The organism is Sphingobacterium prati (assembly GCF_013167215.1).
Lineage (GTDB): Bacteria > Bacteroidota > Bacteroidia > Sphingobacteriales > Sphingobacteriaceae > Sphingobacterium > Sphingobacterium prati.
In genome coordinates this window covers 52,358-77,970 of record NZ_JABJWY010000012.1, presented here as the reverse complement: position 1 = coordinate 77,970, position 25,613 = coordinate 52,358, and the positions used below count along the sequence as shown (strand labels likewise).

General features: G+C 39.3%; 26 protein-coding genes. 19 read left to right on the top strand and 7 right to left on the bottom strand.

Translation table 11 applies throughout. The annotated features are described in order from the left end of the window. Nucleotides 1-3: 3 nt before the first annotated feature. Both HPC41_RS03120 and apaG read right to left on the bottom strand, forming a co-directional pair. Complete coding sequence (locus HPC41_RS03120) at nt 4-1,869, bottom strand: ABC-F family ATP-binding cassette domain-containing protein (RefSeq protein WP_172392527.1); 1,866 nt, start codon at nt 1,867-1,869, stop codon at nt 4-6. Between the two features lie 362 nt (nt 1,870-2,231). Continuing rightward, on the bottom strand, nt 2,232-2,618 hold the full coding sequence (apaG, locus tag HPC41_RS03115) for a Co2+/Mg2+ efflux protein ApaG (protein ID WP_172392526.1): 387 nt from the start codon (nt 2,616-2,618) through the stop codon (nt 2,232-2,234). 148 nt (nt 2,619-2,766) lie between these two features. Between apaG and HPC41_RS03110 the strand changes: the two genes are divergently transcribed. The 10 genes from HPC41_RS03110 to HPC41_RS03065 all read left to right on the top strand — a co-directional run bounded on the left by HPC41_RS03110 (nt 2,767) and on the right by HPC41_RS03065 (nt 13,173). After that, nucleotides 2,767-3,477 (top strand): SAM-dependent methyltransferase, encoded by a 711-nt coding sequence (locus HPC41_RS03110; RefSeq protein WP_172392525.1) that lies wholly within the window; start codon nt 2,767-2,769, stop codon nt 3,475-3,477. A gap of 225 nt (nt 3,478-3,702) precedes the next feature. Then, nucleotides 3,703-4,461, top strand: coding sequence for an alpha/beta hydrolase (locus HPC41_RS03105; RefSeq protein ID WP_172392524.1), 759 nt, complete (start codon nt 3,703-3,705; stop codon nt 4,459-4,461). Between the two features lie 20 nt (nt 4,462-4,481). After that, on the top strand, nt 4,482-4,967 hold the full coding sequence (locus tag HPC41_RS03100; RefSeq protein WP_172392523.1) for a hypothetical protein: 486 nt from the start codon (nt 4,482-4,484) through the stop codon (nt 4,965-4,967). After that, a complete protein-coding gene (locus HPC41_RS03095) occupies nt 4,957-6,057 on the top strand; it encodes a Nif3-like dinuclear metal center hexameric protein (protein WP_172392522.1) in 1,101 nt (366 codons plus the stop codon). The genes HPC41_RS03100 and HPC41_RS03095 overlap by 11 nt, the downstream gene beginning before the upstream one ends. Next, nucleotides 6,057-6,809, top strand: a complete 753-nt coding sequence (locus HPC41_RS03090; protein ID WP_172392521.1) for a zinc ribbon domain-containing protein — start codon at nt 6,057-6,059, stop codon at nt 6,807-6,809. The genes HPC41_RS03095 and HPC41_RS03090 overlap by 1 nt, the downstream gene beginning before the upstream one ends. A gap of 215 nt (nt 6,810-7,024) precedes the next feature. Next, nucleotides 7,025-10,345 carry a S41 family peptidase gene (locus tag HPC41_RS03085; protein ID WP_172392520.1) on the top strand — a complete coding sequence of 1,107 codons (3,321 nt, stop codon included), beginning with the start codon at nt 7,025-7,027 and terminating at the stop codon, nt 10,343-10,345. A gap of 239 nt (nt 10,346-10,584) precedes the next feature. Beyond that, nucleotides 10,585-11,508 carry a CPBP family intramembrane glutamic endopeptidase gene (locus HPC41_RS03080; protein ID WP_172392519.1) on the top strand — a complete coding sequence of 308 codons (924 nt, stop codon included), beginning with the start codon at nt 10,585-10,587 and terminating at the stop codon, nt 11,506-11,508. Continuing rightward, a complete protein-coding gene (locus HPC41_RS03075; protein ID WP_172392518.1) occupies nt 11,483-11,692 on the top strand; it encodes a putative signal transducing protein in 210 nt (69 codons plus the stop codon). Before HPC41_RS03080 ends, HPC41_RS03075 begins: the two co-directional genes overlap by 26 nt. 1 nt (nt 11,693) lies before the next feature. Then, a complete protein-coding gene (locus HPC41_RS03070; protein ID WP_172392517.1) occupies nt 11,694-12,494 on the top strand; it encodes a phosphatidate cytidylyltransferase in 801 nt (266 codons plus the stop codon). Nucleotides 12,495-12,501: 7 nt separating this feature from the next. Further along, nucleotides 12,502-13,173 carry a DUF2461 domain-containing protein gene (locus tag HPC41_RS03065; protein WP_172392516.1) on the top strand — a complete coding sequence of 224 codons (672 nt, stop codon included), beginning with the start codon at nt 12,502-12,504 and terminating at the stop codon, nt 13,171-13,173. Between the two features lies 1 nt (nt 13,174). On the opposite strand, the gene HPC41_RS03060 is transcribed toward HPC41_RS03065, so the two are convergent. Then, complete coding sequence (locus HPC41_RS03060; RefSeq protein WP_172392515.1) at nt 13,175-14,371, bottom strand: anhydro-N-acetylmuramic acid kinase; 1,197 nt, start codon at nt 14,369-14,371, stop codon at nt 13,175-13,177. A 99-nt stretch (nt 14,372-14,470) separates the two neighbouring features. Here HPC41_RS03060 and gcvH point away from each other — a divergent pair, with 99 nt between their 5' ends. After that, complete coding sequence (gene gcvH / locus HPC41_RS03055) at nt 14,471-14,851, top strand: glycine cleavage system protein GcvH (RefSeq protein WP_104384777.1); 381 nt, start codon at nt 14,471-14,473, stop codon at nt 14,849-14,851. A gap of 57 nt (nt 14,852-14,908) precedes the next feature. Here gcvH and HPC41_RS03050 read toward each other — a convergent pair whose 3' ends face one another. The 3 genes from HPC41_RS03050 to mqnB form a co-directional block, all read right to left on the bottom strand. Next, a complete protein-coding gene (locus tag HPC41_RS03050) occupies nt 14,909-15,664 on the bottom strand; it encodes a DUF6263 family protein (RefSeq protein ID WP_172392514.1) in 756 nt (251 codons plus the stop codon). A 100-nt stretch (nt 15,665-15,764) separates the two neighbouring features. Next, nucleotides 15,765-16,751 carry a pyruvate dehydrogenase complex E1 component subunit beta gene (locus tag HPC41_RS03045; RefSeq protein ID WP_108635437.1) on the bottom strand — a complete coding sequence of 329 codons (987 nt, stop codon included), beginning with the start codon at nt 16,749-16,751 and terminating at the stop codon, nt 15,765-15,767. A gap of 123 nt (nt 16,752-16,874) precedes the next feature. Beyond that, nucleotides 16,875-17,516, bottom strand: coding sequence for a futalosine hydrolase (mqnB, locus tag HPC41_RS03040; RefSeq protein WP_172392513.1), 642 nt, complete (start codon nt 17,514-17,516; stop codon nt 16,875-16,877). 173 nt (nt 17,517-17,689) lie between these two features. Between mqnB and HPC41_RS03035 the strand changes: the two genes are divergently transcribed. From HPC41_RS03035 to HPC41_RS03000, 8 genes are all read left to right on the top strand, one after another. After that, nucleotides 17,690-18,103, top strand: a complete 414-nt coding sequence (locus tag HPC41_RS03035) for a 6-pyruvoyl trahydropterin synthase family protein (protein WP_172392512.1) — start codon at nt 17,690-17,692, stop codon at nt 18,101-18,103. A 28-nt stretch (nt 18,104-18,131) separates the two neighbouring features. After that, nucleotides 18,132-18,761: a GTP cyclohydrolase I FolE gene (gene folE, locus HPC41_RS03030; RefSeq protein ID WP_108635440.1), complete on the top strand. Its 630-nt coding sequence runs from the start codon at nt 18,132-18,134 to the stop codon at nt 18,759-18,761. Nucleotides 18,762-19,002: 241 nt separating this feature from the next. Next, nucleotides 19,003-19,638 carry an O-methyltransferase gene (locus tag HPC41_RS03025; protein WP_172392585.1) on the top strand — a complete coding sequence of 212 codons (636 nt, stop codon included), beginning with the start codon at nt 19,003-19,005 and terminating at the stop codon, nt 19,636-19,638. Nucleotides 19,639-19,660: 22 nt separating this feature from the next. After that, on the top strand, nt 19,661-20,182 hold the full coding sequence (locus tag HPC41_RS03020) for a glucosaminidase domain-containing protein (RefSeq protein WP_172392511.1): 522 nt from the start codon (nt 19,661-19,663) through the stop codon (nt 20,180-20,182). Nucleotides 20,183-20,197: 15 nt separating this feature from the next. Then, nucleotides 20,198-21,031, top strand: coding sequence for a glucosaminidase domain-containing protein (locus tag HPC41_RS03015; protein WP_172392510.1), 834 nt, complete (start codon nt 20,198-20,200; stop codon nt 21,029-21,031). A 61-nt stretch (nt 21,032-21,092) separates the two neighbouring features. Continuing rightward, nucleotides 21,093-21,854, top strand: a complete 762-nt coding sequence (locus tag HPC41_RS03010) for a hypothetical protein (protein WP_288812194.1) — start codon at nt 21,093-21,095, stop codon at nt 21,852-21,854. A gap of 22 nt (nt 21,855-21,876) precedes the next feature. Beyond that, nucleotides 21,877-22,914 (top strand): DUF3078 domain-containing protein, encoded by a 1,038-nt coding sequence (locus HPC41_RS03005; RefSeq protein ID WP_172392509.1) that lies wholly within the window; start codon nt 21,877-21,879, stop codon nt 22,912-22,914. Beyond that, nucleotides 22,914-23,780: an N-acetylmuramoyl-L-alanine amidase gene (locus HPC41_RS03000; RefSeq protein ID WP_172392508.1), complete on the top strand. Its 867-nt coding sequence runs from the start codon at nt 22,914-22,916 to the stop codon at nt 23,778-23,780. The genes HPC41_RS03005 and HPC41_RS03000 overlap by 1 nt, the downstream gene beginning before the upstream one ends. Nucleotides 23,781-23,867: 87 nt before the next feature. On the opposite strand, the gene HPC41_RS02995 is transcribed toward HPC41_RS03000, so the two are convergent. Beyond that, nucleotides 23,868-25,583: a sodium:solute symporter family protein gene (locus tag HPC41_RS02995; RefSeq protein WP_172392507.1), complete on the bottom strand. Its 1,716-nt coding sequence runs from the start codon at nt 25,581-25,583 to the stop codon at nt 23,868-23,870. Between the last annotated feature and the right edge of the window lie 30 nt (nt 25,584-25,613).

Genomic DNA, 25,613 nt, shown 5'->3' with positions numbered 1-25,613 from the left:
AATTTACATTAAATCGGCAAGGTGTAACCATCGCTCAGATTTTTTGTCTATTTGTTCTTGCAAAGCTTTTATCTCTTCTGCTACTACTAAAAGTTTGATATGATCTGTTAATTGATTTAATTCTTTACTCTTTGCTTTTAATTGTATTTCGAGATTTTCTATTTCAGTTTCGAGTTTGTTATATTCAAGCTGCTCCTTGTAAGAAAGCTTTTTCTTTTCTTCTTTTAGCTGAGGTTTCGCTGTTTCCTGAATATTCTTTTTTTGCTTTTCCTTTTCTAATTTTTGAAGTTCGTCTTGTTCTATTTTGAAGTCAGCATAGTTTCCATTATAGATACGGATCTTGCCTGTCCCATCAAATATGAAAAGTTGGTCTGTCAACTTATCCAATAGATACCTGTCGTGGGATACTAATATCAGTACGCCTCTATAGTTATCTAGAAACTCCTCGAGTACATTTAGGGTATCGATGTCTAAGTCATTAGAAGGCTCATCCAGTATAAGAAAATTTGGATTCTTCATTAATACCCGCATCAGTTGGAGGCGTTTTCGCTCCCCGCCGCTAAGTTTATTGACAAAGCCAAATTGCTTCTCCGGAGGAAATAAAAAGTGCGTGAGTAATTGAGATGCTGTAATTACTTCTCCGTTTGCCATCTCAATATAGTCCGCAATATTTTTTACAACATCAAGTACGCGATCATTTTCGTTTACTTCGAGCCCCCCTTGTTTATAGTATCCATATACGGTGGTCTCTCCTACTGCTATGGTTCCAGCATCTTGCGTTTCTTCTTTTGTGATAAGATTTAGAAAGGTTGATTTGCCCGTACCATTTTTTCCCGCTAGGCCTATTCGGTCTCCTTTTTTGAATGTGTAAGAAAAATCCGTAACGATTTCTTTTGGTCCATAATGTTTAGATACATGTTCCAATTCGAGAATTTTAGATCCTTGCCTACTTACTTTTACACTAAGTTGAACAGCGTCGTTTCCCTTTATTGATTTTGACTTTTCTTCCAGATCATAAAATGCTTCGATACGGGATTTTGATTTAGTACCCCGAGCCTGAGGCTGGCGCCGCATCCATTCCAATTCTTTACGAAGTAGATTTCTGCTCTTTTCGACCATGACTGCATCTATCGTTTCGCGATCCGACTTCTTCTCTAAAAAATAAGAATAGTTACCTTTATAAATATATAAATTGCCTCTATCCAGCTCCCGGATTTCTGTACAGATATTATCGAGAAAATAACGGTCGTGTGTGACCAATAGTACCGTTTTATTTCCGGTGGTAAGCAGCTTCTCTAACCATTCAATGGTCTCTATATCCAGGTGGTTGGTTGGTTCATCGAGGATATATACGTCCGGTTCATCTATCAAAAGCTTGGCTAACGCGAGTCTTTTGCGTTGCCCTCCAGAGAGACTTTTTATATCCTGTTGAAAATCCATAATGTTTAGGCGATTTAAAATCGTCTTTATATTATGCTCATATTCCCAGGCATTCAATGAACTTATTTTTTCAGTAAGGTCTTCTAATTTTTTCTGATCGATATCACTGCTCTCAAGAAGTTCTTCATATTCCCTGATTAAACGCTGCTGGTCGTTGTCAGCACTATATATAAAATCATTGATTGATTTTAATCCTGTGAAATCAGGATCTTGTTCGAGAAACCCTATTTTTATACCTTTTTCTTTGACAACTTTTCCTGATGTTGGCAATGTACGGTCTGCTAAAATAGAAAGCAATGTTGATTTGCCTGTACCATTTATTCCGACCAAAGCCACCCGTTCTCCTTTTTGGAGTCCGAAGTGTAAATCTCTAAAAAGCCACCTATCGTGGAAGGAATGGCTTACTTGTTCTGTAGCTAAAATACTCACGTTATATCACCCAAAAATTAATTTTAGTCATTTTAATACAATAAAATTCCCTTCAAGAATCCATTACCCTTGATGGTTTTTTAATGTTTTGAAAATCAAATAGTTGTATATATTTTTTTTGATTTTCAATTATTTATATAGTGAATCAATAATCTATTTTGATTGCTGACTAATTAAATCTGTTGGGTGGCTTTCTATACTATGTTAACAGGCGCATAACGGGTAAATTGCCGCTGCGCAGCACAGTCTCAGTAACAAGTTGATTTAGAATGCACGCAAAAATAAAGAAATAGTTTCTTATTCGATGCGAAAAAAGCGTCGTTGTGTGATAAATTGGCAATAATGATATTACCTTGATAAACTTAATTCAATGCATAATCCGCAATCAGATTGAAACGTGGTATTTCAACCTGAAAATCACTGTTATCCAAAGAACGGATCATGTTGTAATGTCCTTCCATAAAACCAAATTCGCTGTTGAGATTACATCCCGAAGTGTATTGATGTATCTGACCAGGTTCAATTACAGGCTGCTCCCCCACAACTCCTTCGCCTGATACCTCCCTATAGTCGCCTTTTGCATCGAAAATTTTCCAGTAACGACTGATCAGTTGTACGGTGTAATCGCTCAAATTTTCTATGCTAATGTGATAAGCAAACATAAAATGTTCACGGTCGGGATTGGAATACTCCGATTGATAGATGGTTTCAACCGAGATTTTTACGCCTTCTGTAATTTGTGTGATCATTTGGATGATGTTTATTGTTGCAACAAATACTTATGCTAAAATACTAATAATGAGTTTAAAATTTGCAAATTTAATCAATTTTAACGATTTGCTTATGCTAAGTTTAAAATTACTGTAAGCAAATGGTCGTTAATTAGTAGGTTTGTATATGGCAAATGGTATATTATATTTAATTCCCGTTCCTTTGAGCGATGATGCTGCATTCCAGTCTTTTACTCCCTATTTGGTTGAAACAATCAATACATTGGACGAATATATCGTGGAAAATGAAAAGACTGCAAGAAAGTTTCTAAAGCTGGCAGGCTTAAAAATACCCCAAAGTGAATTGAAAATACATGATTATGGGAAACATGCACGGGACAAAGGAAATATTAACGATTTTTTTGAGGGCCTGAAGCAAGGTAAAAATGTAGGGTTGATGTCGGAGGCCGGTTGTCCAGGAGTAGCGGATCCAGGCGCTTCCGTTGTTGCCCGTGCGCATCAGCTCGGGATTAAAGTGGTGCCATTGGTTGGTCCCAGCTCAATCTTATTGGCACTTATGGCTTCGGGGTTTAGTGGACAGAAGTTTGCTTTTCAAGGTTATTTACCTATTGATAAAAATGAGCGTACGAAGAAGATCAAAGATCTTGAGCTGCAAGCTATACGTGAGAAGCAAACCCAGATTTTTATTGAAACACCTTTTCGGAACAACCATCTTCTGGAAGATCTTCTGAAAACATGTAAACCGAATACCCAGCTCTGTGTAGCTTGCAATGTGACTTCTGCTGATGAATCTATAAAGAGTCTTACTATTGCTGAATGGAAAAAACAAAAAGTGGATTACCATAAAAAACCAACCATATTTTTATTGTATGTCTGATTCGTTCTATTGGGTTCTCCCTACCCTGCTTTGGTCTGCGTGGTAATTTTAATATAATATACGTGTTTAAAAACAAAGGAGCGGGCTATTAATTTATGAGTAAGTACTTACATATATTATTTTCAACAGCGAAATAGGATATGCTTATTGGAACATAGTAATTTGTTGAGTAGTTTTAGAAATAATGTTAGAAGTATGGTTTAAATATAATCTAAATATAATAGAATGAATTTTAGTAAATTAGGTTGTTTTATCTTGTTTTTTTCGTTAGTTATTAGCTTAAAATGTGTTTATTCACAGCAAGCTACTTATGTCATTGTACATGGCGCTTGGGGTGGTGCTTGGCAATTTAAAAATACAGCAAATGAATTAGAGAAAGAAGGGCATAAAACCTATCGACCCACACTAACCGGCCTTGGAGAACGTTATCATTTAGCGGATACTACCATTTGTTTGCAGACTCACATTAACGATGTGATCAATACGATCTTATTTGAAGATCTTCGAGATATCGTTTTAGTCGGCCATAGTTACGGTGGAATGATAATAACAGGTGTAGCAGATAGTCTTCCAGATCGAATTAAAAAGTTGGTTTATTTAGATGCCATCTTCCCTGATAATCAGGAATCTGTGATGAGCTTAATGGTTAAACCAGATAGTAGCAATAGCCTTTTAAAACTTGACAAAAATGGTTATATTATTCCATTTTGGGTGAAGGATGAGAGTAAGTTTCCGCGGGATGTCCCCCACCCTTTGAAGACGATGACTGATAGAATCAATTTAAGAAATCCGGAAAGAGAGAAAATTCCGGCTACTTACATCTTGACCTACCAGGATGATAAGGCAATGGACAAAGATGACTTTTACCCATTTTATGCGAAAGCAAAGCAACGTCATTTTAAAACGGTTGAATTGATTAGTGATCACAACCCGCAAATAAAAAAGCTGAAAGAATTAGTAGATTTGTTATTACAGGAAAAATAAATAAGAGTAAGATATCCAAAATGACGCAAGAAGAATTAGTAAAAGAATTAAGTAAACCCGAAGTACTGTATACAGCCTTAGGTCTGATCCTTATACGCATTATTATTTGGTTGTTGTTTGCGAATACAATTCGCAGAACATTAAGCCTGATAGCTGTGGAAAATAGATTGATGACACCCAATCAATCTTGGTTGGTTGCCATTCCATTAGTCAATATTTACTGGAATTTTCAGGTTGCTTCCCGCTTAAGAGATTCGCTCATCAATGAATTCTATGATCGTAAGATTGCTGTTGAGGAGAATCCAACCTTTCGGAAAGGATCGCTATATTCCTGGATCTATTTGGCTACAAATATTCCCCTGCCGATTTCCATTTCAGGTGTGCTTGTTATCATGCACTTTGTCACATTGGCTAACTATTGGTTTAATATCAATGCAAATCGTAGAATTTTGGAAGAACATGATAAATTTCGAGAAAAGGAGGTCATTATAAACGATGAAAATTAAAGCAGTTATTCAATACCTGGAGCAGCTGGCTCCATTGGATTTGCAGGAATCTTACGATAATGCCGGACTTATTGTCGGCAATGCAGATCAAGAGATTACCAAAGTATTAATTTCGTTGGATTGTACGGAGGAAGTTGTACAGGAAGCGATCGAAAAAGGATGCAATTTGATTGTTTCACATCATCCCATTGTTTTCAAAGGATTAAAAAAAATCAACGGAAAGAATTATGTTGAGCGTACTGTCATAAAAGCTATAGAAAACAAAATTGCCCTGTATGCAATACATACCAATCTGGATAATGTTGTCGGTGGGGTCAATTCAAAAATAGCGGATAAGCTGGGATTGGTTAATCAGGCGATATTAGAATCCAAGCCTAATGTACTGCGCAAGATGGTTGTATTTGTGCCTAGGAGCCATGTAGAAGAAGTCAGGACAGCGTTGTTTGATGCCGGAGCGGGCCAGATCGGTAAGCACTACGACCAATGTAGTTTTAATACTGCTGGTTACGGAAGTTTTAGACCTTTGGCGGGATCCGAACCTAGTATAGGCGAAGTAGGAACGCAAGAACGTGTTGAAGAAACGCGGATTGAAGTGATCTATACACGTTCAATTGAACGAAAACTCCTTTTGGCGCTTTATGAAGCACGTCCCTATGAGGAGGTTGCTTACGATCTTTTCGATTTACAGAATACTGCGATAGAAATTGGCGCCGGAATGATCGGTAATTTATCAGAACCCATGGATGAGTTGGAGTTTTTGGCTTACCTGAAGAAGAATCTTAACTTAAATGTTATCCGTCATACAGCGCTTCTCGGAAAAAAGGTTAGTAGAGTCGCTGTTTGCGGCGGTGCAGGCGGTTTCCTATTGAGTGCAGCAAAGCGATCAGGAGCTGATTTTTTTGTAACAGCTGATTATAAATACCATGAATTTTTTGATGCGGAGAGTGAAATTGTTATTGCAGATACGGGACATTTTGAGAGCGAACAATTTACGCAGGAATTATTGTACGACATTATTACGAAAAAATTTCCTAACTTTGCAACCTTGACAACAGAAATAGATACAAATCCTATAAAATACTACAGTTGATGGAACAAACCGTAGAACAAAAATTGAAAGCACTATGGCTTTTGCAAGCCATACATACTAAAATAGACAAAATTCGCCAGGTTCGTGGTGAATTACCTATGGAGGTTGCAGATCTTGAAGATGAGATTGCGGGTTTAGAAACTCGTATTGAGAAGATCAGAACAGACTTAGACGATTTAGAAGATTCAATCGTTAAGCGTAAAAACATGATTAAGGATGCCCAGGCTGCCATCAAAAAGTATGAGTCGCAGTTAAATGAGGTAAAAAATAATCGTGAATACGACGCTATTTCGAAAGAAATTGAAATCCAAGGTCTTGAGATTCAGGTTTGTGAAAAGAGAATCAAAGAAGCAGAATTCGAGATTCGTAACAAAACAGAAAACTACGATACCACGGTAGGTAACCTGGAATACAGCAAAAGCGAACTAGAGGGTAAAAAGAAAGAATTGGAGACAATTACTTCTGAAACTCAAAAGGAAGAAGATGCTTTATTGGCTAAAGCTGCTGAAGCGGAAGCCAATATCGAAGAACGTTTGGTAAAAGTTTACTACCGCTTACGTAATTCCTTCAAGAATGGTTTAGCAGTCGTTTCGATTGATCGTGATAGCTGTTCAGGATGTCACAATAAGATCCCGGCTCAGATGCAATCTGAGATTCGTCAACGTAAAAAAATCATTATCTGCGAACATTGTGGTCGTGTTTTAGTGGACGAAGGTATCGTATTGGAAATCGAACAGGAACACGGTTTTTAATCGTCAATAAAAGGATAAAGCCCTGCCCAAAAAGCAGGGCTTTTTTTACGTTATATTTTTTCATGCAACTTTGTTGATATACGAAGTGATTTACTAAACAAAATAGTAGCTTTGTATGGTAAGTTTTAACCTTTATATTTTTATGAAGTTGATATGCGGAGTAATGTACTGAACAAAATCATAGTTTGCATATTAATTTTAACCTTTGAACATTTATGAATAAAACTCATTTTAAGTTGATTGCGGCATTTTTGATCGGAACTTCATTTCTACAGGTCAAAGCGCAGGAAACTTTATTGCTTCGAAACCCAAGTATCAGCGCAAGTAATATTGCTTTTGTGTATGGCGGAGATATCTGGATAGCAGACAAGAATGGTGCAAACCCAAGACGCCTCACGACGAATCCCGGTGTCGAACAAAATCCAATGTTTTCTCCTGACGGGAAGAAAGTTGCTTTTACGGGAAATTATGATGGTAATACAGATGTATACGTTCTTCCTATAGAAGGTGGAGAGCCTCAACGTATCACTTATCATCCTTCTTCGGACGTATTACGTGGCTGGTTGAATAATGATGAAGTTTATTATACAACATCGCGTGACTTCACCTATGCACTAAGCCCGCGATTATACAGTTCTACTATTCAGCGATTAGGGATGGACAAAGCTTTACTGATGCCCGAAGCGACACAAGGTAGCCCTTCCGCTGATGGCCGTTATTGGGCTTATATCAAAAATACGGATCCGACGGAGCGGGATCGCGTAGCTTTCAAGCGCTATAGAGGTGGTGGTACACCTACCATTTGGATTTTTGATACAAAGACTAAGGAAATAGAAGCAATTCCCCAGGTAAAAAGCAACGATGTTAAGCCCCTTTGGTTAGGTAATAAGGTTTATTTCCTGTCAGATCGGGATAAAATAGTAAACATCTTCAGTTACGATACCAAGTCCAAGAAAGTTGAAAAGCTAACTGATTTCAAAGATTACGATGTACGTTCGCTAAATGGAAACGGCAATGAATTGATTTTTGAATATGCAGGTGTATTGAATACATTAAACTTAACTAACAATAATAAGGTAACTGCCCTACACATTAGTGTAAACACAGATGCGATGTTTAAGCGTCCTTTCTATAAAAATATAAAAGACGACATTCGTTACGCTACCCTATCTCCCACGGGTCAACGTGCGCTATTTGAGTCTCGCGGCGAGATCTTCACCGTACCCAAGGAGAAAGGTGAAGCACGCAATTTATCAAATTCTCCTGGGTCACACGAACGTTTTCCGGACTGGTCCCCCAATGGAAAATGGGTTTCTTATATTTCGGATAAGAATGGTTCATACCAATTAGTTTTAGTGGATCAGTTTGGAAAGGATCAGCCACTATATTTCAATCTAGGTGAGACCAATTTTTATTTTGAACCTACCTGGTCTCCAGATTCAAAGAAGCTATTCTATAACGACGCTCATCTCAATCTGTACTACATTGATATCGCATCTAAGGCTATTGTAAAGGTTGCGGACGATAAACTGAGTGGCCAAACCGGCAGGGTTTCGAATCATTTTCAATCAAGCTGGTCTCCAGATTCAAAATGGATTTCATTTACACGCACATTAGAAAACGGTGTACCGGCTGTTTTTATGTACAATCTCGATACAAAGAAAACGCAACAGATTACTGATGGTATGAGTTCTGTTCGTAGCACTGCTTTCTCACAGGATGGTAAATATCTTTTCTTTACGGCGAGTACGAATACAGGACTGACCAATTCTGGTCTGCACATGTCAGCTACACAACGTAATGTTGACTATGCTGTATACGCTTTCATCCTGTCGAGTAAAACTCCTTCTTTCTTTAAGAACGAAAGTGATGAAGAGCAGATTCGTGAGGATAAAACCGATAAACCAGCGGAAAAAGAGAGCAGCAAAAATGCACGTGTAAAAGAAAACGATAAAAAAGCACCGAAAAAGGATAAAAAGGAGGAAACTCCAGCGAATAGACCTGAAGACAAATCCATTCAGGTAGATTTTGACCGTATCGAAAATCGTATTGTAGCTTTACCTTTGCCAGTAGGTACCTATTGGAGTCTGAATGGACTGGTTCCAAACCAGTTGACTTACCAGCGCGGAGGTACCATCGGAGCCTATGATTTCAAAGATCTGGAAAATAAGACATTGGTTGAAAATGCCCGTAGTTTTGTAATCAGTGCCGATGGCAAAAAAATGTTATATCAGACAGGGAATGGTTATAATATTGTGACAGCTGGGCAGAAAGTAGCGTCTCCGACTGCTGGCGTCATAAAATTGGATGGCATCCAACAATTGGTCGATCCTGCCGCAGAATGGAAACAGATCTTCAACGAAGTTTGGGCCATGCAGAAAGACTATTTTTATGTTGAGAATATGCATGGAGCAGATTGGAAAGCCATGAAAACCAAATATGAAAAGTTTCTTCCTTTTGTCAATCACCGTTCTGATTTAGGTTATTTATTGAACGAAATGATGGGTGAGATGGTTGTTGGACACAATTATATTTATCCAGGTGATCAGCCTGCTAGTCCATCTGTATCAGTGGGCGTATTAGGGGCCGACTATACGATTAAAAATGGATATTACCAGATCGCAAAGTTATTTACACGGTTGGAATGGAACCCGTCTTTTAAGGCACCGTTGGCAGAGCCTGGATTGAATATCAAAGAAGGTGACTACATAGTCGCTGTAAACGGTATTGAATTAACAGAAGACAAGGATATCTATAGTTTATTTGATAATACTGTAGGTAAACAAGTGGCGTTAAAAATTAATTCCAAACCATCGCTTGTTGGTGCCCGCGAAGTCGTTATAAAACCGATTTCCTTTGCCGACGAAATGAGTTTGCGCAGCATGGAATGGGTGGAGCGTAACCGCAGGAAAGTAGATCAGTTAAGCAATGGACAAATTGCTTATGTATACATGCCAAATACAGGTCCTGAGGGGTATACCTACTTCAATCGCTATTATTTCTCCCAGATGGATAAAAAGGCCCTTCTGATGGACGAAAGAAACAATGGTGGTGGCTGGGTAGCTGATTATGTCATTGACTTACTCTCGCGTGAATTAATTTCCGGCTGGGGGATCCGTGATGGTAAAGGATTTACGACTCCAGGCAATGGTATTTATGGGCCAAAGGCAATGATCATAAATGAAAATGCGGGTTCGGGAGGTGATATGATGCCTTATATGTTCCGCTTCAAGGGGCTAGGTAAGCTGGTCGGTCGTACAACAATGGGTATTTTGGTCGGTATCAGTGGATATCCGCCGTTGTTGGATGGCGGACGCATTACCTCGCCAAACTTTGGGGTATACGACCTGAAAGGTAACTGGATTATAGAAAATGAGGGTGTCGCTCCAGATATATTTGTGGAACAATTGCCGAAGGATCTGTTAGAAGGACGTGATCCACAATTGGAAAGAACGGTGAAGATTTTATTGGAAGAGATGAAAACCTATCCTTACAAAAATCTACAAAAACCAGCAGATCCGATACGGGTAAATTAATAGATCAATATCGATAACGCATAAAAAGGTTCCGGAAATTATTTCGGAACCTTTTTATGCATTATCTCAGCGCTATTTACTAGATTTTGACACTTATTTTTTAGTGTTTCCAATTGATCCTGAGCTTTTCATAATACCGTTTTTTCTACTGATCCGGTCAGGGATGTCTTATTGAATTGCAGCGAAATTTATAAAGTGGCATGCTTTTATTGTTATCTTTAAAACATATTTTAAATTTTATGTATCCCGAGCAAACTACTTCCCCATTTCAATCATTATTGCGTCTGGTCCTATTGGTCATCGGATTTACCTTTCTCTCACAGGTCATCGGTATCCTTATGCTCTTTTTCTATTACAAATTTACAGGACAGGTATTTTCATTGGCTACCCTCATGCATGGTTCCGCAAATGAAATGCGCTTTTTGTTGTTGATGAGTAGTTTGGGATCCTTTGTGGTGCCGGCCTGTCTAATGCATACACGTGAGGGGTACGGAATCACTTATTTTAAACAAGAATACGCGCCACAGGCAAAGCAGTTTGCCTATATCTTTTTTGCCATGCTTGCTTTTATGCCGCTGATGAGTCTAATCGGACATTGGAACGAATCATTACAGTTGCCAGATAATATGAGATCCGTACAGGTTTGGATGGAGCGCAGCGAGCAAGAATCAGGGGATCTGATCAAGGGAATTATCATAGAAACAAGTTTTGTGGGATTTCTTTTTAATCTGGTGGTTCTGGCCTTGATACCAGCCATAGGCGAAGAACTTTTATTTCGAGGTGTCCTTCAAAATATCGTGGGAAGGTGGTTTTCGAATTCCCATGTTGTTATTTGGGTTGTCGCTATCGTCTTTAGTGCCATACATCTGCAGTTTTTTGGATTTATACCGCGAATGTTGCTGGGGGCATTTTTTGGCTATCTGTACGTATGGAGCAAAAATATTCTCTTGCCTATTTTTGGTCATTTTGTCAATAACGCCGGAGCGACAATGATGTCTTTTTATTATACAAGGAACGGTAAAAGTTATGAAGAGATCAATGCATTCGAAATGCAGTCTTGGTGGATATATGTTGTGGGCTTCATTTTTACTGCTATTTTTGTATTCTTATTTTATCAGTCAACACAAAAAGAAAACCATGGAGAACGATTGGAAGAAAATTAAGACGTATACAAATGCTATTCAGGCCGAAATAGTGAAACAAATGCTGGAAGAGAATGGTCTTCCAACTGTTGTATTAAATAAACAGGATTCTTCTTATCTGTTTGGAAAGATAGAGTTGTATGTTAGCGAAAGCTCGGTTGAAGCTGCTGTAAGATTGATCGAAGAAGCAGAGGGAGAGCAATAAAATGAAAACAAGAGCAATAACCGGTGTCATTTTTGTTGCGGTCATGGTAGCATCTACCCTATTCGGCCCATACTTATACAGTATATTTTTTATGCTGTTGAGCGCGTGGTGCCTGTATGAGTTTTATGGTATCGTGTCGTGCGAAGAGCGTGCGCCTAATAAGGCCTTGGGAATTATCTTAGCCGTGACACTGTTCGGTTTGGGATCTATGGTAGCCATGAATATTTTGGAAGCTAAGTTTCTATGGCTTATCACACCATTGGTCAGCTTGACCTATATTATTCCACTTTTTCAAAAGCGGAGTTTTCCCTTTAATGATATTGCTTATACTTTTTTGGGCATCTGTTATGTGACACTTCCCTTCTTTCTTTTTGCAAAACTGGGTTTTATCAATGGCGTATTCAATTATTATATTCCCCTAGGCTTTTTAATATTGCTGTGGACCAACGATACTGGGGCATATCTTGCCGGCCGGAGTTTTGGTAAACATAAACTGTTTGAACGAATTTCTCCGAAAAAGACCTGGGAAGGTTTTTTTGGCGGTTTCATTTTAGCTATAGTCGTCGCCATAAATCTTGAAAAATATTTTGGAAGCTTGCCTTTATGGCAATGGATTACTGTTGCCATGATCATCAGTGTTGTTGGAACGTTAGGAGATCTGGTCGAATCAATGTTGAAAAGGAGCCTGCATGTCAAGGACTCCGGCAGTATCTTACCGGGACACGGTGGTTTCCTGGACCGTTTTGATGGTCTGCTATTGGCGGCACCGCTGGTTTACGTTTTCTTAATTTTAATCAGTTAATAGCATTATGAGTCACATTCAAAAATCTACCTTTGATTTTTTAATAGAATTAAAGGAAAATAATTCAAGGGAATGGTTTGCTGAGAACCGCGAGAAATATGAGTCTGCATTGGCGGATGTCCGGCGTTTTCTAACTGATTTAATAGCTGCGCTGAGTGAATTTGACCCCAAAATAAACACGTCTATTCAAGCCAATAAATGTTTATTCCGTATCTATAGAGATACCCGTTTTTCAAATGATAAAACGCCTTATAAGACTTGGTTTGGGGCTGGGATATCTGTTGACGGAAGGAAGTTGCACGGTCCTGAATATTATATTCATATCGGTGCTGAAAATTCATTTATTGCCTGTGGTTATTGGCGGCCGGAGAAGCCACATCTGGAAGCGATAAGACAGGAGATTGATTATAGTGGTGAAAAGTTGGCAAAAATTCTGAATGGGGTGCTGGATGGCGGAAAAATAACCCTATTTAAAGAAGATCTGCTGAAGCGTGCTCCTGCAGGTTATACTGAAGATAATCCCTATATTGATTTTATCAAGTTAAAAAGTTTTGTTCTTGATCAAGCCCTCTCAATCAACGATCTTTCACACAAAAACGCGTTGGATAATATCATCGTCTCTTACAAAAAGATGTTACCATTCAAGGAGTTTTTACAAGAGGCGATCGCCAGTGAGTAATTTATTCAGGTAGGCTAATTTTGCCCATACAGACTGCAGGAGAGTCTTTAATGTGTTCGACATTGGTTTTGGCCCCAGCGAGGGTTTCATTGGCTAATAAAGCAAAGAGAACCGCCTCCTTGGCATCAGGATCTATCCCCAGGCTGGCGAAGCTTTCAACTTTGCCGTCGGGCAGATTGGCTTTTATATCGTCAAAAAGTAAGGGATTATGTAATCCTCCGCCACTGATATATACCGAGACATTCGATAATCCAGCTGCTTGTCGGCGTATGCCATTGATTATGGCCTGAGCCGAAAAGCGATTGAGTGTTGCCATGACATCTTCGGCTGACAACGCTACCGTATCCGAACGTTTTTGAGCCTCTTTTAAATAATCCAGATTGAACAGTTCTGGTCCCGTTGTTTTCGGGAACTCCAGCGATAAGAATTCTTCGGCCAAGAGCTGTTCCAATAGGTTGTTATTGATGGTTCCTTTTTTTGCGATCAGGGCATCTCTGTCCATCTCCTGGTCAAAATGTGTTTTCATATACTGGTTCATCATGGTATTTCCCGGTCCCAGATCCGTTGCATAGGCCTCCAGTCTACTTTGATGACTCGGTATAAAGGTGAAATTCGAAATACCCCCTATATTCAGTAAAAATCTGTTTTCGATGGGGTGTGAAAAAAGAAGGTAATCCCCGTATGCTGCTAAAGGGGCCCCTTCTCCTCCGGCAGCGATGTGTTTTTGTCTAAAATCTGAAAGTGTAATTATGCCCGTATGCATAGCTATATGATCCCCGTCACCGATCTGCAAGGTGCTATTTGGCCAATCATGATCTTTCGTCAACGATTGGGGTGCGTGGTAGACTGTTTGTCCGTGACTAGCGATACAGTCTATTTGGGCGGCTGTAATATTCCAGTTTTTGAGCACCTGATTGATCAGGTTCGCATGGGTGATACCTACATATGCGTTAAGGGCTGAAAATAGCTGCTGGTCGATGGTTCTTTTTGCGAAGATTTCACGGACTTTGGTTCTAAAAATATCCTCGTAGTCCATTGTAATGAATTTTTCCAGACTGATTTTGGTGGCTTTTCCGGCGTTTTCAATACGGCATAATGCAATATCAAGACCGTCTAAAGAAGTTCCGGACATTAAACCAATAATAAAACGCTCTTTTTTTTGTGCGATCTGATAAAGTTTTTCAATTTGAGGATTCATAGCTTAAAAATAAATACAAAAATCTTATAATGAATATCATTTTTGACAATTGAAGATATTTTGTAACTTCACGGCATTAAAATCAAAAAATTAGATACAATGAATTTTCCAGCAGAATTGAAATACACCAAAGATCACGAATGGATTCGTGTTGAAGGTGATGAAGCAGTTGTAGGGATTACCGATTTCGCTCAACGTGAATTGGGTGACATCGTTTTTGTTGACATTAACACTGTAGGTGAAGAAGTTGCCGCAAATGAAGTTTTCGGTACAATCGAAGCTGTAAAAACAGTTTCTGATTTATTTTTACCTGTAGCAGCTACAATTTTATCGGTTAATGATGCAATTGATGCTTCTCCTGAATTGGTCAATTCTGATCCTTATGGTGAAGGCTGGATTGTTCGTATTAAATTGAATAATGCAGCAGATGTAGATGCATTATTATCTGCAGATCAATACAAAGAGGAAATCAACGCATAATATGAGCTTGATAATAAAAAAGGGGTAATCTAAAAATTACCCCTTTTTTATTATCATTTATTGGCATTTTATGACCGTTTTAATCTTTGCCTCGGGCATATCGACATCACTCGTCATCTCTGTTATTTTAGTCAGACAGGTCCTTTTATCCAATACATAGAAGCCTTGAATACTGCCCACCTGTTTCGCGTCCGATCCAAACATTTTTCCTTCCACATTGACTTTATATCCCTGCTCATTCACGTCGATGAGTGTCATTTTGTTTTCGATCATTAGACCCGATTCTTCCGATTCGGTTTTTGAACTCCATGATTCGCCAATAGCAATGGCAGGCTCAGGTAACACTGTACTGATGTTTTCAAACATACTACGATCAAAAGGAAGATTGACGCCCTCTGGTAATTTTATATCAGCGGATTTTCCCAATTGATCTATTGAAAAGCTGATTTTACTATCCACTAGCTTGCCTACCGTAGCATGCATCTGCTTTGAAAATTCATTTGCCTCCGGATTTTTGGAATCATAGGTCATTTCCATGGCTTCTCCACTCATTTTCATGTTGATATCCGTATAGGCAAGGTCAAATAGAAAGGAATTATCTTTCTTGGCTGTATTTGTAATATCAAAGCCCATTGTTAAGTCTGTCACAATCTTCTGTCCGCCAGTTTCGATATCCATTGCCATGATAACATTCTGCGCTATTTTCTTGCCCTCGTCGGGATTTACCCTTAGGGTATATTTCTTTTGTGCGGATACAGATAGGGCGATAAATGCAAATATAGCAGTCAAAGCCATTATTTTCAGTGTTTTCATTTATTGGTTTACTTTATTAATAATAGGACAGATAAAGATATAAAAAAACCCTTTTACATCAGTAAAAGGGTTTTTTATTTGCTTCGAAAAAGTAATTGAATTACTTTTTGATATAAGATACTTCTTTTACGGCTTTAACCACTTTTTCTACACTAGGTAAAGCAGCTTCGATCAAGGTTGGTGCGTAAGGAAGAGGTACATCAGCACAATTCACGCGAATTACAGGAGCATCCAAATAGTCAAATGCATTGCGTTGTACATTAAATGCCAAATCCGTAGAGATCGACGCCAACGGCCAAGCTTCTTCTACGATAACCAGACGGTTTGTTTTCTTAACAGATTCAATAAGCGTAGGGTAATCAATAGGACGTACAGAACGTAAATCGATCAATTCTACACTGATGCCTTCTTTTTTCAATTCTTCAACAGCAGGGATTACAACACGTGGAAGCATTTTGCCGAAAGAAACAACAGTAACATCAGTACCTTCTTGGATGATATTCGCTTTTCCGATTTCCAGGTAGTACTCTTCTTCAGGAACTTGGCCTTTATCGCCGTACATGACCTCAGATTCCATAAAAATAACCGGATCTGGATCAATAATTGAAGATTTCAATAAACCTTTAGCTTCGTAAGGGTTTGAAGGAACAACCACTTTCAATCCTGGTGTATTTGCAAACCAGTTTTCAAAGTTTTGAGAGTGTTGTGCCGCTAGTTGACCTGCATTTCCTGTCGGGCCACGGAAGACTATAGGAATAGAAAATTGCCCACCGCTCATCGAGTGGATTTTAGCAGCAGCATTGATAACCTGGTCAATCGCAACGAGTGAAAAGTTGAATGTCATGAACTCAACGATTGGTTTTAGGCCATTCATTGCTGCACCAACAGCGATACCAGCAAAACCAAGTTCAGCAATAGGCGTATCAATGATACGTTTTGCGCCGAATTCATCAAGCATACCTTGGCTCACTTTATAAGCACCGTTATACTCTGCAACTTCTTCACCTAATAAAAATATTTTGTCGTCTTTACGCATTTCTTCGTTCATCGCTTCACGAAGTGCTTCTCTGAATTGTATTTCTCTCATCAGTTGTAAAATAGTGTCAATTTTTAGATTACAAATCTACTATTTAAAATTGATATTTTGAAGATTTGACTAGCCTAATTGTATAGTTTTATGTCATTTTTTAATAAGTAAATGACTTTTGTATCAAATTTTTGAAAATAAGCCGGATAGGAAATCCAATGTCTCTATAAGTGCCTTGTTACTATTCATTATTGCTAGGGGAATGTTCCACGTGGCACGGTTTCTTTTTTCCACGTAATTGGAGATGCCACGAAGCTCGATCACGGGAAGATCCATTTTATCCGCGGCAAAGAAAACCGCAGCACCTTCCATACTTTCGATACAACTATTAGGACTGAGCTGTTTAATTTTTGCAATACTATCTGCATTGCCATGAACTTTGTTTACTGTAATCCCATGCCCTTGGGCTACAAAGGGTAGTCGCATATTCTGGCCTTGGAGCAAAGAAGAAGTAAATTTGGATTTTCCATAGCCCAACTGTTCGATCGGTATAAATTGCTGGTCATCTTCTGCGCCCAATTCAACGAACGATTCTGAGATGACCTGCACAACCTCGCCGATTTTCAGATTGCGGTCAAAGCAACCCGCAATACCTATATTTATAAGGAGATCATACTTGCTTTCGTGTAGTACCCTCCCTAGTTCAAATGCTGTAGCCACCATGCCCACTCCTGTGATTACTGTATCACAGTTGGGATAGTTTGCAGCAACCTCCAGAAAAGGCTGGATTTCAAATTGTGTAGCTGAAACGATTAATATCTTCATGATGAACTTCTTTATTAGAGCATGCGAAAAATACGAATTATCGCGCAAGTCTTCGATACGTTGAAATAAAAATCGGCTGATAATCTTACGCAGTTATTATATTACCATATTCTGACGGCATTCCTAAAATAGGAATGTTAAAATTGGGCCTAAACCCGTATCTTTGTATTATTATGATATTTATAACTCGTCGTGAACGTTTTTGTGCAGCGCATAAGCTGTATCGTGAGGATTGGACCAACGAACAAAACGAACAAGTGTTTGGACTTTGTTCTAATCCAAATTGGCATGGGCACAATTATGACCTTTTTGTCACAGTAAAGGGTGAAATAAATCCCGAAACTGGTTTTTTGATCGATTTAAAGATCATGAAAGAAATTATCAATCGTAACATTATTGACAAAGTGGATCATCGTAATTTCAATTTGGATGTTGACTTTATGAGAGACGTCATGGCTTCTACAGAAAATATCGCTATTGAGATATTCAAGATCCTCAAACCGCTTTTTGAGAACGAAGGAGTTGCATTGCACAGTGTACGTTTGCATGAAACCGAAAATAACTACGTCGAATATTTTGGCGATTAATCTTTAATACATTTAAATAGTAGAAACTATGAGTCAACACTCATTTGACAGCGAAGAGTTGGATGGATATATTAAGATCGACAAATACAATACTGAAAAAGTAGATCGCATCGCTTCTCATTATACAGATATATTGGAATGTTTGGGAGAGGATCCTAAGCGTGAAGGTCTGGTAAAAACTCCTGAGCGTGTCGCTAAAGCCCTGCAGTTTTTGACACATGGATATGATATCGATGCTGCTGAAGTGCTTAGAGGAGCCATGTTTGAGGAAGATTATAGCCAAATGGTGGTTGTAAAAGATATTGAAGTCTACTCCTTATGTGAGCATCATATGTTACCGTTCTTTGGCAAGGCGCACATTGCTTATATTCCAAACGGACATATTGTAGGCTTGAGTAAAATTCCTCGTGTCGTGGATATCTTTGCGCGTCGTTTGCAGGTACAGGAGCGTCTTACCAATGAGATAAGAGATTGTATTCAGGAAACCTTGGGCGCCCGTGGAGTCGCTGTGGTGATGGAGTGTAAACACATGTGTATGGCCATGCGTGGAGTGCAAAAGCAAAATTCCGTTACAACAACTTCTGCATTTACAGGAGCATTTCAAAATGATGTGACCCGATCGGAATTTTTACGCTTGATCACGGCCGATCTTGCTTAATATTTTTATCGCTAAATAATAAAAATAGGCCCTCGAGAAGCATGTCTTCTCGAGGGCCTATTTTTTGATAAAATATAGAAATAAATGTAAAATTCAAAAAGTGAGGATAGTGCGTTTTTGGGCGATTAAGGCAAGTCAATAAAAAATCTCTTTACAAACCAATAATTATATAATATTGTTTATCAAGTATTTATAAAAAAATATTTTTATCATAAAAATGTTTTTTGGTACCTTTGTGGTTATGGAAATTGTTGCCGACGATTTAGAGTCCTATTTGGAACATACTACAGACGATGAAAATTCGTTACTAAAAAGGGTAAATCGGGAGACATATTTGAAGGAGACAATGCCCCATATGTTATCCGGTCATTACCAGGGAAGAGTTCTTTCTTTATTGAGTAAATTGGTTGCTCCGAAACGTATTTTGGAGATCGGAACTTTTACGGGATATGCAACATTATGTCTCGCAGAAGGACTTCAGCAGGATGGGATATTACATACCATTGATATCAATGAAGAGCAACAGGAAAGAGTCCAAGGGTATTTTGATGCGTCAGAATTCGCAGATAAAATCAGGTACCATATTGGTGATGCAGCAGAGATTATACCCACATTGAACGAAACATTTGATCTGGTATTTATTGACGCTGATAAAAAGAGGAATTTATATTATTTCGAAACAATAATAAATCAAGTTCCGTCTGGGGGACTTATTTTGATTGACAATGTCTTATGGAAAGGTAAGGTGTTAGATTCAAAACCAGACAACCAAACAAAGCAGATCATTGATTTGAATGCACGTTTAGCTCAGGACAAGCGCGTAGAAAAGGTAATATTACCGATTCGAGACGGACTTTTTGCGTTGCGCAAGAAGTAATTTGTGAACTAAAACATTCTTCATGAATTTAAAACAATTAAAAAGCTTTGTACTGTTACTGGCTTTAGCAACTTTTGGAATTTCAAAAGTTTCAGCTCAAAGTGCGGCATATGTCGATAAGTACAGTCCAATAGCAAAAGAAATGATGGAGGAACATGGCGTTCCAGCATCGGTTATTCTAGCAATCGCTATGCATGAAAGCGGAAATGGGCGTAGCAGAATAGCAAAAAATTTGAACAACCATTTTGGTGTCAAAGGAAAAAACAACAGTACCGTTATTCGGTCAGCTTACAAAGGTTATCGGTCTGTATTAGACTCTTATGATGACTTTGTAGGAATAGTAAAAAGAAAAAAGACTACCCAAAGCCTTTTTGAAAAACATCCAGGAGAAAAATATGAAGCTTGGGTAAAGGCAATTGCTCGTTCGGGATATTCTACAAGTAGAGACTGGACAGCGAAGGTACTTCGGACGATCAAACTATATCATCTTGATGTATTTGATAACGATTCCAAGCAAAATAAATTCTCGTCTACTAAAAAATAAGCACGACAGTATTGCATGAAGAAGTTTTTTTATGGCATGATTGCATTGATGATGTTGATTACATCATGTTCAAGCCGAAGAGGCACATTATCATCGGCTAAATCTGGTTCCAATTCAAAAACTTCTTCATCTTCTTCCATAGGTCGACCCTCCATGGCTGGAAATGACTACATTGCTCAATATAAAGATATTGCAATTGCAGAAATGAACAAATATGGTATTCCGGCCAGTATTAAGCTTGCTCAGGCGTTGTTAGAGTCTGGCAACGGGAATAGCTACCTGGCACGTGAAGCAAACAATCATTTTGGTATCAAGTGCGGTGGCGTTTGGAAGGGTAAGTCCGTGACACGCCCTGACGATAATATCAACGATTGCTTCAGGGTATACGAAAACCCCGAGCAATCATTTAAAGATCATTCCGAATTCCTTCTACGTCCTCGCTATTCGGGCTTGTTCAAGTTGGACAAGAATGACTACAAAGGTTGGGCCAAGGGGCTTAAGGCAGCAGGATATGCAACCAACCCGCGATATCCCGATTTATTGATAGAAATGATCGAACGATATCATCTTGATCAATATGACCGTGGGGAGACGCCGAAGGAGAAGGTCGTGCGTGAAGAGACTGTGAAGGATGAAATCGTACAGCATGTTCAGGAGACCCCTCCTGCCGTGGTCAAGACCGAAGAAATCAAAAGCCCCGTGGCGATGCGTATTCACGAGGTGAAAGCACAAGAAACCCTATATTCACTGAGCAAACTTTATAATGTCTCTGTGGAGCAAATCAAATCCTTAAATGGCCTTACAGATGAAGCATTGTCCTTAGGACAGCTATTGGTTATATCTAAATAGTTACGCTTTAAAAGATGTTAAATATTTCAGTTTTGTATGGCGATATAGTAGTTTTACGAAAGTGAAGCTATTACGGTATATTTTTTTGTTTTCGGCCATGCTCGGCAGTATTCCGCAACTTTTTTGCCAAGAAAAAAGAGTTGAGGGTATCGTATTCGACAAAAATACCAAGCAACGTATCGGAAATGTGAAGCTCGCCAATCTCCGCACAGGCGAAGTAATCTATAATAATATTAAAGGCGAATTTGATTTTCCGGCCCGAATTGGCGATCAGATTGTAGCGATGAGCAAAGGCTATTTCTCGGATACCCTCTCCGTTGACAAAAAAGGATTATTGCTGTTTCATTTATTGCGAGAATCAATCTATATTGATGAGGTTCAGGTGTCTGCACGAAAGAGCCCTGAGGAAATTCTAAAGAAAGCAAAAGAAGATTATGAGAAAGCCTATCGTCTGGCAGGATATGGCGACGTTTTTTCCGTCGGACCTACCGGAGCGGGACTGAGTATAAACTCTATTTATAGTTTATTTAGCAAAGAGGCCAAAAGAGCACGCCGGTTGACTAAAACCATTGAAAACGATTATAAGGAGAATGTGATTGATTATAAATTTACCAAGGAACTCATTAGTAAGGTGACGGGCCTCAGTTTTGAGGAAGCCGAAAAATTTAGGCGACTATTTAGGCCATCCTATTTTTTCATTCTGGCGGCAAGTGATTACGAAGTAACAAATTACATCAAAGACTGCTATTCACGCTACCGATTGAACCCTTCGCAATATTTTATTGAGCCTTTTCCAACAATTAATTATAAATTAGTACCGTAAACAAAAAATAGACGTTTCCAGAATGAAGTTATTCAATTTTGTCGGCATGGCTATGCTTTGCCTTTCTTTTACAAGCATAAAGGCGCAGGATCTTAGAGATCTTCGAGCAAAACCAGATACCGTAATTTCTGTACAAAAAGAGCAGCCGTTAAATATCAAAACCATTCGTCCTGTTGTGCCTAAGCTCAATCTTGAGGTTGACTATTGGAAACATTGGACCAAGTTTGGAATCAATTTAAACCAGGCATCTTTTAATGATAATTGGAAGGGAGGAGGTGTCGGATCTATTGCTGTCGGTCTCAATGCCAATCATAAATCGGATTATACGCGGGACAACTTTAATTTTGTGACCGAAGTAGACCTTCGTTACGGTAAGATCAAGAATACGAATAATATCGCTAAAAAGAATAATGACCGGATATTTTGGGATAACAAGCTATCTTATAAATTATCGGCAAATTGGGCGCTGTTTACATCGGTTACCTTCGAGTCGCAATTTGATGCAGGGTACAAGTATAAAACCGTCAATGGCAAGGACACGATTGATTATATTGAAAATGCATTTATGGCCCCGGCTTATTTGACCGAATCCTTCGGTCTTGAGTACAAGCCAAGCAATGAGTTTTCCTTGCGTTTTGGTACGGGTACCGCACGGCAGACCTTTATCTTAGATGAGCGTGTAAAACCTCGTTCCGGAGAGGGTTTTTATCAAAAGTATGGTTATTATAGAGATCCTAACAACCCTACAGCTGGTACAGGCGAAAGATTTGGTGTCAAGGAAGACCGTTCTTTTGCCAATGCACTCGCTTTTCAGCTTACGGGCAACCTGGACAAGAATTTTACCGATAAGTTGAATGTAAAAGCACGTTATAATCTATTCGCAGACTATGAAAAGATTTCAGATCCTACCCATCGTCTTGATGTTACTATAACGGCCAAAGTGACCCGCGTCATCAACGTTAATTTAAATGGGATTATGATCTATGATCCGGATGTTATTTCAAGAGTTCAGTTGAGCCAGTCACTGGCTATGGGAATTGTATATAGTTTACCAAAATAATGTTTAGACCAGTGTCAATTGGGATCATACTTGCCATTTTTATGTCTTTGGCGGGCTGTAAGTCCAAGGGGCAAGCTGCAGTGGCCAAACCCTTGGTAGTGTCTTTTGCGCCCGCTGTTGTACTGGAGGAAAAAGTTGTCGCCAAACCCGATACCAACCTATTGACACCCCAGGAGAGAAAGGTCATCTTCTTGCAAAAGACCGGGGGGCACCCCTATTGGCGCCAAGCAGAAGCCATTCACTATGATGTCCGTAAACCAAATTTTGTGATCATCCACCATACGGCACAAGATAGTGTCGGTCAGACCATCAAAACATTTCAGATCCCACGGACCAAGGTGAGCTCACATTATGTGATCGGCCGTAATGGCGAGATTATCCAGATGTTGAACGATTATGTCCGCTCATGGCATGCCGGTGTAGCTAAGTGGGGATCTATCGTGGACATGAACTCCTGTTCTATCGGGATCGAGCTGGATAATAATGGCAGGGAACCCTTTCCGGATGCCCAGATCAATGCATTGATGACCGTATTAGATACCCTAAAATCGCGGTATCTGATACCTGACAATAATTTTATCGGTCATGCGGATATTGCGCCCTCGCGTAAGAACGATCCAAATGTCTTCTTTCCCTGGAAAAAGCTTGCGGAAAAAGGATTTGGTATCTGGTACGATGAAGGCCAACTTGTTGCCCCTCCCGATAATTTTAATGCCATTGATGCTCTTAAAATCATCGGATATGACACAGCCAATCTTAAAGCCGCCATCGTTGCATTTAAACGGAAATTTATTGTCCGCGATACAACGCCTGAGCTGACCCTGTATGATAAGAGTGTATTGTATAATATTTATAAAAAATACTAATTGCCGTCTAGCGAATTTCGACAGATGTTACCAAATAAGTGCCCTAATTTGAGCTGGAACGGAATAGCCAATCTTTTCGGACTGTTTCTATTGATTAACCCTGGTATCCGGTGTTGCAGTCTGATTGTTATGAAAAAGCTGTATAAAATAAGCGATTATTATTACCGCTAAACAGCCGAGGAGATTCAGCCAGAGAAATGGAATTTTGTCGAGACACCAAACGCCAATGACAATGACCTCAGAAAGGACAGCTGCTAGGAAAACTGCTTTCCCTTGAATTTTTTTTAGATAGAAAGCAACGATAAATATACCGAGGATAGTGCCATAAAATAGAGATCCTAGGATATTTACTGCTTCCAATAAATTGCCCAATCTGTTCGCATATAGTGCGATAATCACGGTGAAGACTCCCCATATCAAGGTAAATATACGAGACCAGAGGAGATCCTGCCTTTCGGTTGCATTGCGGTTAATAAAACGTTTGTAGATATCGATCGTTGTCGTCGAAGCCAAGGAGTTAATGGCACTGGCGGTAGAACCCATAGATGCCAGGAAAATAACGGCAATCAATAAGCCAATCAAGCCTTTTGGAAAGGCTTGGGTTACAAACGAAAGGAATATATAGTTATTGTCGTTTGTCTCGGCAGCAGGATTATTTTTCTTGATAAGCGTCAGCGTACTGTCTTTTACCAGCTGCATTTCAGCATTCAATTGATGCAATGTCGTTCGTGAGGCTTCGATGTTTTCCTTAGCATCATGATCCAGCGCAGTACTGAGCCCGTTGACGACAGATTCACGCTGCTGGAATAGCTGCGTGTGTTTGCGCTCAAGCTCCTGGTAGGAGGCCGCATACGGACTATCTCTTAACTTCTGTACTTCTGCCTGATTGAAGAAAATCGGAGGTTGGTGGTATTGATAGTAGGTAAATACCAGCACACCGATCAATAGGATAGCAAATTGCATAGGGATCTTTAAAAGACCATTCATAATCAATCCCATTCTGCTTTCCTTTATGGATGATCCGGTAAGGTAACGGCCTACTTGGCTCTGGTCCGTGCCGAAATAAGAAAGCTGCAGGAAAAAACCTCCGATCAGTCCAGTCCATAGCGTATAGTTGTTATTCAGGTCGAAAGTGAAGTCCAGTGCATTGGTTTTACCCGATTTACCAGCGATATGGAGCGCTTTTGAAAGACCGATATCAGCAGGAAGCAGATGAATGACAAGCATTCCTGCCACCAGCAGTGACCCAAATATAATGCTCATTTGGAGCAGTTGTGTATGGGAGACAGCTTTTGTGCCTCCATAGGTAGTGTAGATAACCACAAAGCTTCCAATGACCAAGGTTGTTAAGGTTAGGTCAATATGAAGAATAGCTGAAATAATTAATGATGGCGCAAAAATAGTGATGCCAGTGGAAATACCCCGTTGAATTAAAAACAATAAGGCTGTGAGCCCCCGGGTCCTGACATCAAAACGTTTCTCGAGAAATTCATAAGCTGTGAAGACTTTCAGTCTATGAAATATCGGAATAAAAGTGATGCAGAGTACGATCATGGCCAATGGGAGACCAAAATAAAACTGTACAAAACTCATCCCCGACGAGTAAGCTAATCCAGGAGCAGACAGAAAAGTAATGGCACTCGCCTGAGTGGCCATTACCGAAAGTCCGACATGGTACCAAGGCAAAGAACGATTGCCCAAAAGATACCCATCAATATTTTTGATCCCTCTACTTTTATAAATGCCATAGGAGACAATCGACAAAAGTGTCAGTAATAGAACGGCCCAATCTACTGTACTCATGAATAATGTTTTGTAAAAAAGTACAGAAAA

What these genes read in the sequence shown, in the direction of transcription:
- apaG (WP_172392526.1), bottom strand. Translation starts at nt 2,618, where the DNA reads ATGATCACACAAATTACAGAAGGCGTAAAAATCTCGGTTGAAACCATC.
- HPC41_RS03110 (WP_172392525.1), top strand. Translation starts at nt 2,767, where the DNA reads ATGGCAAATGGTATATTATATTTAATTCCCGTTCCTTTGAGCGATGAT.
- HPC41_RS03105 (WP_172392524.1), top strand. Translation starts at nt 3,703, where the DNA reads ATGAATTTTAGTAAATTAGGTTGTTTTATCTTGTTTTTTTCGTTAGTT.
- HPC41_RS03100 (WP_172392523.1), top strand. Translation starts at nt 4,482, where the DNA reads ATGACGCAAGAAGAATTAGTAAAAGAATTAAGTAAACCCGAAGTACTG.
- HPC41_RS03095 (WP_172392522.1), top strand. Translation starts at nt 4,957, where the DNA reads ATGAAAATTAAAGCAGTTATTCAATACCTGGAGCAGCTGGCTCCATTG.
- HPC41_RS03090 (WP_172392521.1), top strand. Translation starts at nt 6,057, where the DNA reads ATGGAACAAACCGTAGAACAAAAATTGAAAGCACTATGGCTTTTGCAA.
- HPC41_RS03085 (WP_172392520.1), top strand. Translation starts at nt 7,025, where the DNA reads ATGAATAAAACTCATTTTAAGTTGATTGCGGCATTTTTGATCGGAACT.
- HPC41_RS03080 (WP_172392519.1), top strand. Translation starts at nt 10,585, where the DNA reads ATGTATCCCGAGCAAACTACTTCCCCATTTCAATCATTATTGCGTCTG.
- HPC41_RS03075 (WP_172392518.1), top strand. Translation starts at nt 11,483, where the DNA reads ATGGAGAACGATTGGAAGAAAATTAAGACGTATACAAATGCTATTCAG.
- HPC41_RS03070 (WP_172392517.1), top strand. Translation starts at nt 11,694, where the DNA reads ATGAAAACAAGAGCAATAACCGGTGTCATTTTTGTTGCGGTCATGGTA.
- HPC41_RS03065 (WP_172392516.1), top strand. Translation starts at nt 12,502, where the DNA reads ATGAGTCACATTCAAAAATCTACCTTTGATTTTTTAATAGAATTAAAG.
- HPC41_RS03060 (WP_172392515.1), bottom strand. Translation starts at nt 14,371, where the DNA reads ATGAATCCTCAAATTGAAAAACTTTATCAGATCGCACAAAAAAAAGAG.
- gcvH (WP_104384777.1), top strand. Translation starts at nt 14,471, where the DNA reads ATGAATTTTCCAGCAGAATTGAAATACACCAAAGATCACGAATGGATT.
- HPC41_RS03050 (WP_172392514.1), bottom strand. Translation starts at nt 15,664, where the DNA reads ATGAAAACACTGAAAATAATGGCTTTGACTGCTATATTTGCATTTATC.
- HPC41_RS03045 (WP_108635437.1), bottom strand. Translation starts at nt 16,751, where the DNA reads ATGAGAGAAATACAATTCAGAGAAGCACTTCGTGAAGCGATGAACGAA.
- mqnB (WP_172392513.1), bottom strand. Translation starts at nt 17,516, where the DNA reads ATGAAGATATTAATCGTTTCAGCTACACAATTTGAAATCCAGCCTTTT.
- HPC41_RS03035 (WP_172392512.1), top strand. Translation starts at nt 17,690, where the DNA reads ATGATATTTATAACTCGTCGTGAACGTTTTTGTGCAGCGCATAAGCTG.
- folE (WP_108635440.1), top strand. Translation starts at nt 18,132, where the DNA reads ATGAGTCAACACTCATTTGACAGCGAAGAGTTGGATGGATATATTAAG.
- HPC41_RS03025 (WP_172392585.1), top strand. Translation starts at nt 19,003, where the DNA reads ATGGAAATTGTTGCCGACGATTTAGAGTCCTATTTGGAACATACTACA.
- HPC41_RS03020 (WP_172392511.1), top strand. Translation starts at nt 19,661, where the DNA reads ATGAATTTAAAACAATTAAAAAGCTTTGTACTGTTACTGGCTTTAGCA.
- HPC41_RS03015 (WP_172392510.1), top strand. Translation starts at nt 20,198, where the DNA reads ATGAAGAAGTTTTTTTATGGCATGATTGCATTGATGATGTTGATTACA.
- HPC41_RS03005 (WP_172392509.1), top strand. Translation starts at nt 21,877, where the DNA reads ATGAAGTTATTCAATTTTGTCGGCATGGCTATGCTTTGCCTTTCTTTT.
- HPC41_RS03000 (WP_172392508.1), top strand. Translation starts at nt 22,914, where the DNA reads ATGTTTAGACCAGTGTCAATTGGGATCATACTTGCCATTTTTATGTCT.
- HPC41_RS02995 (WP_172392507.1), bottom strand. Translation starts at nt 25,583, where the DNA reads ATGAGTACAGTAGATTGGGCCGTTCTATTACTGACACTTTTGTCGATT.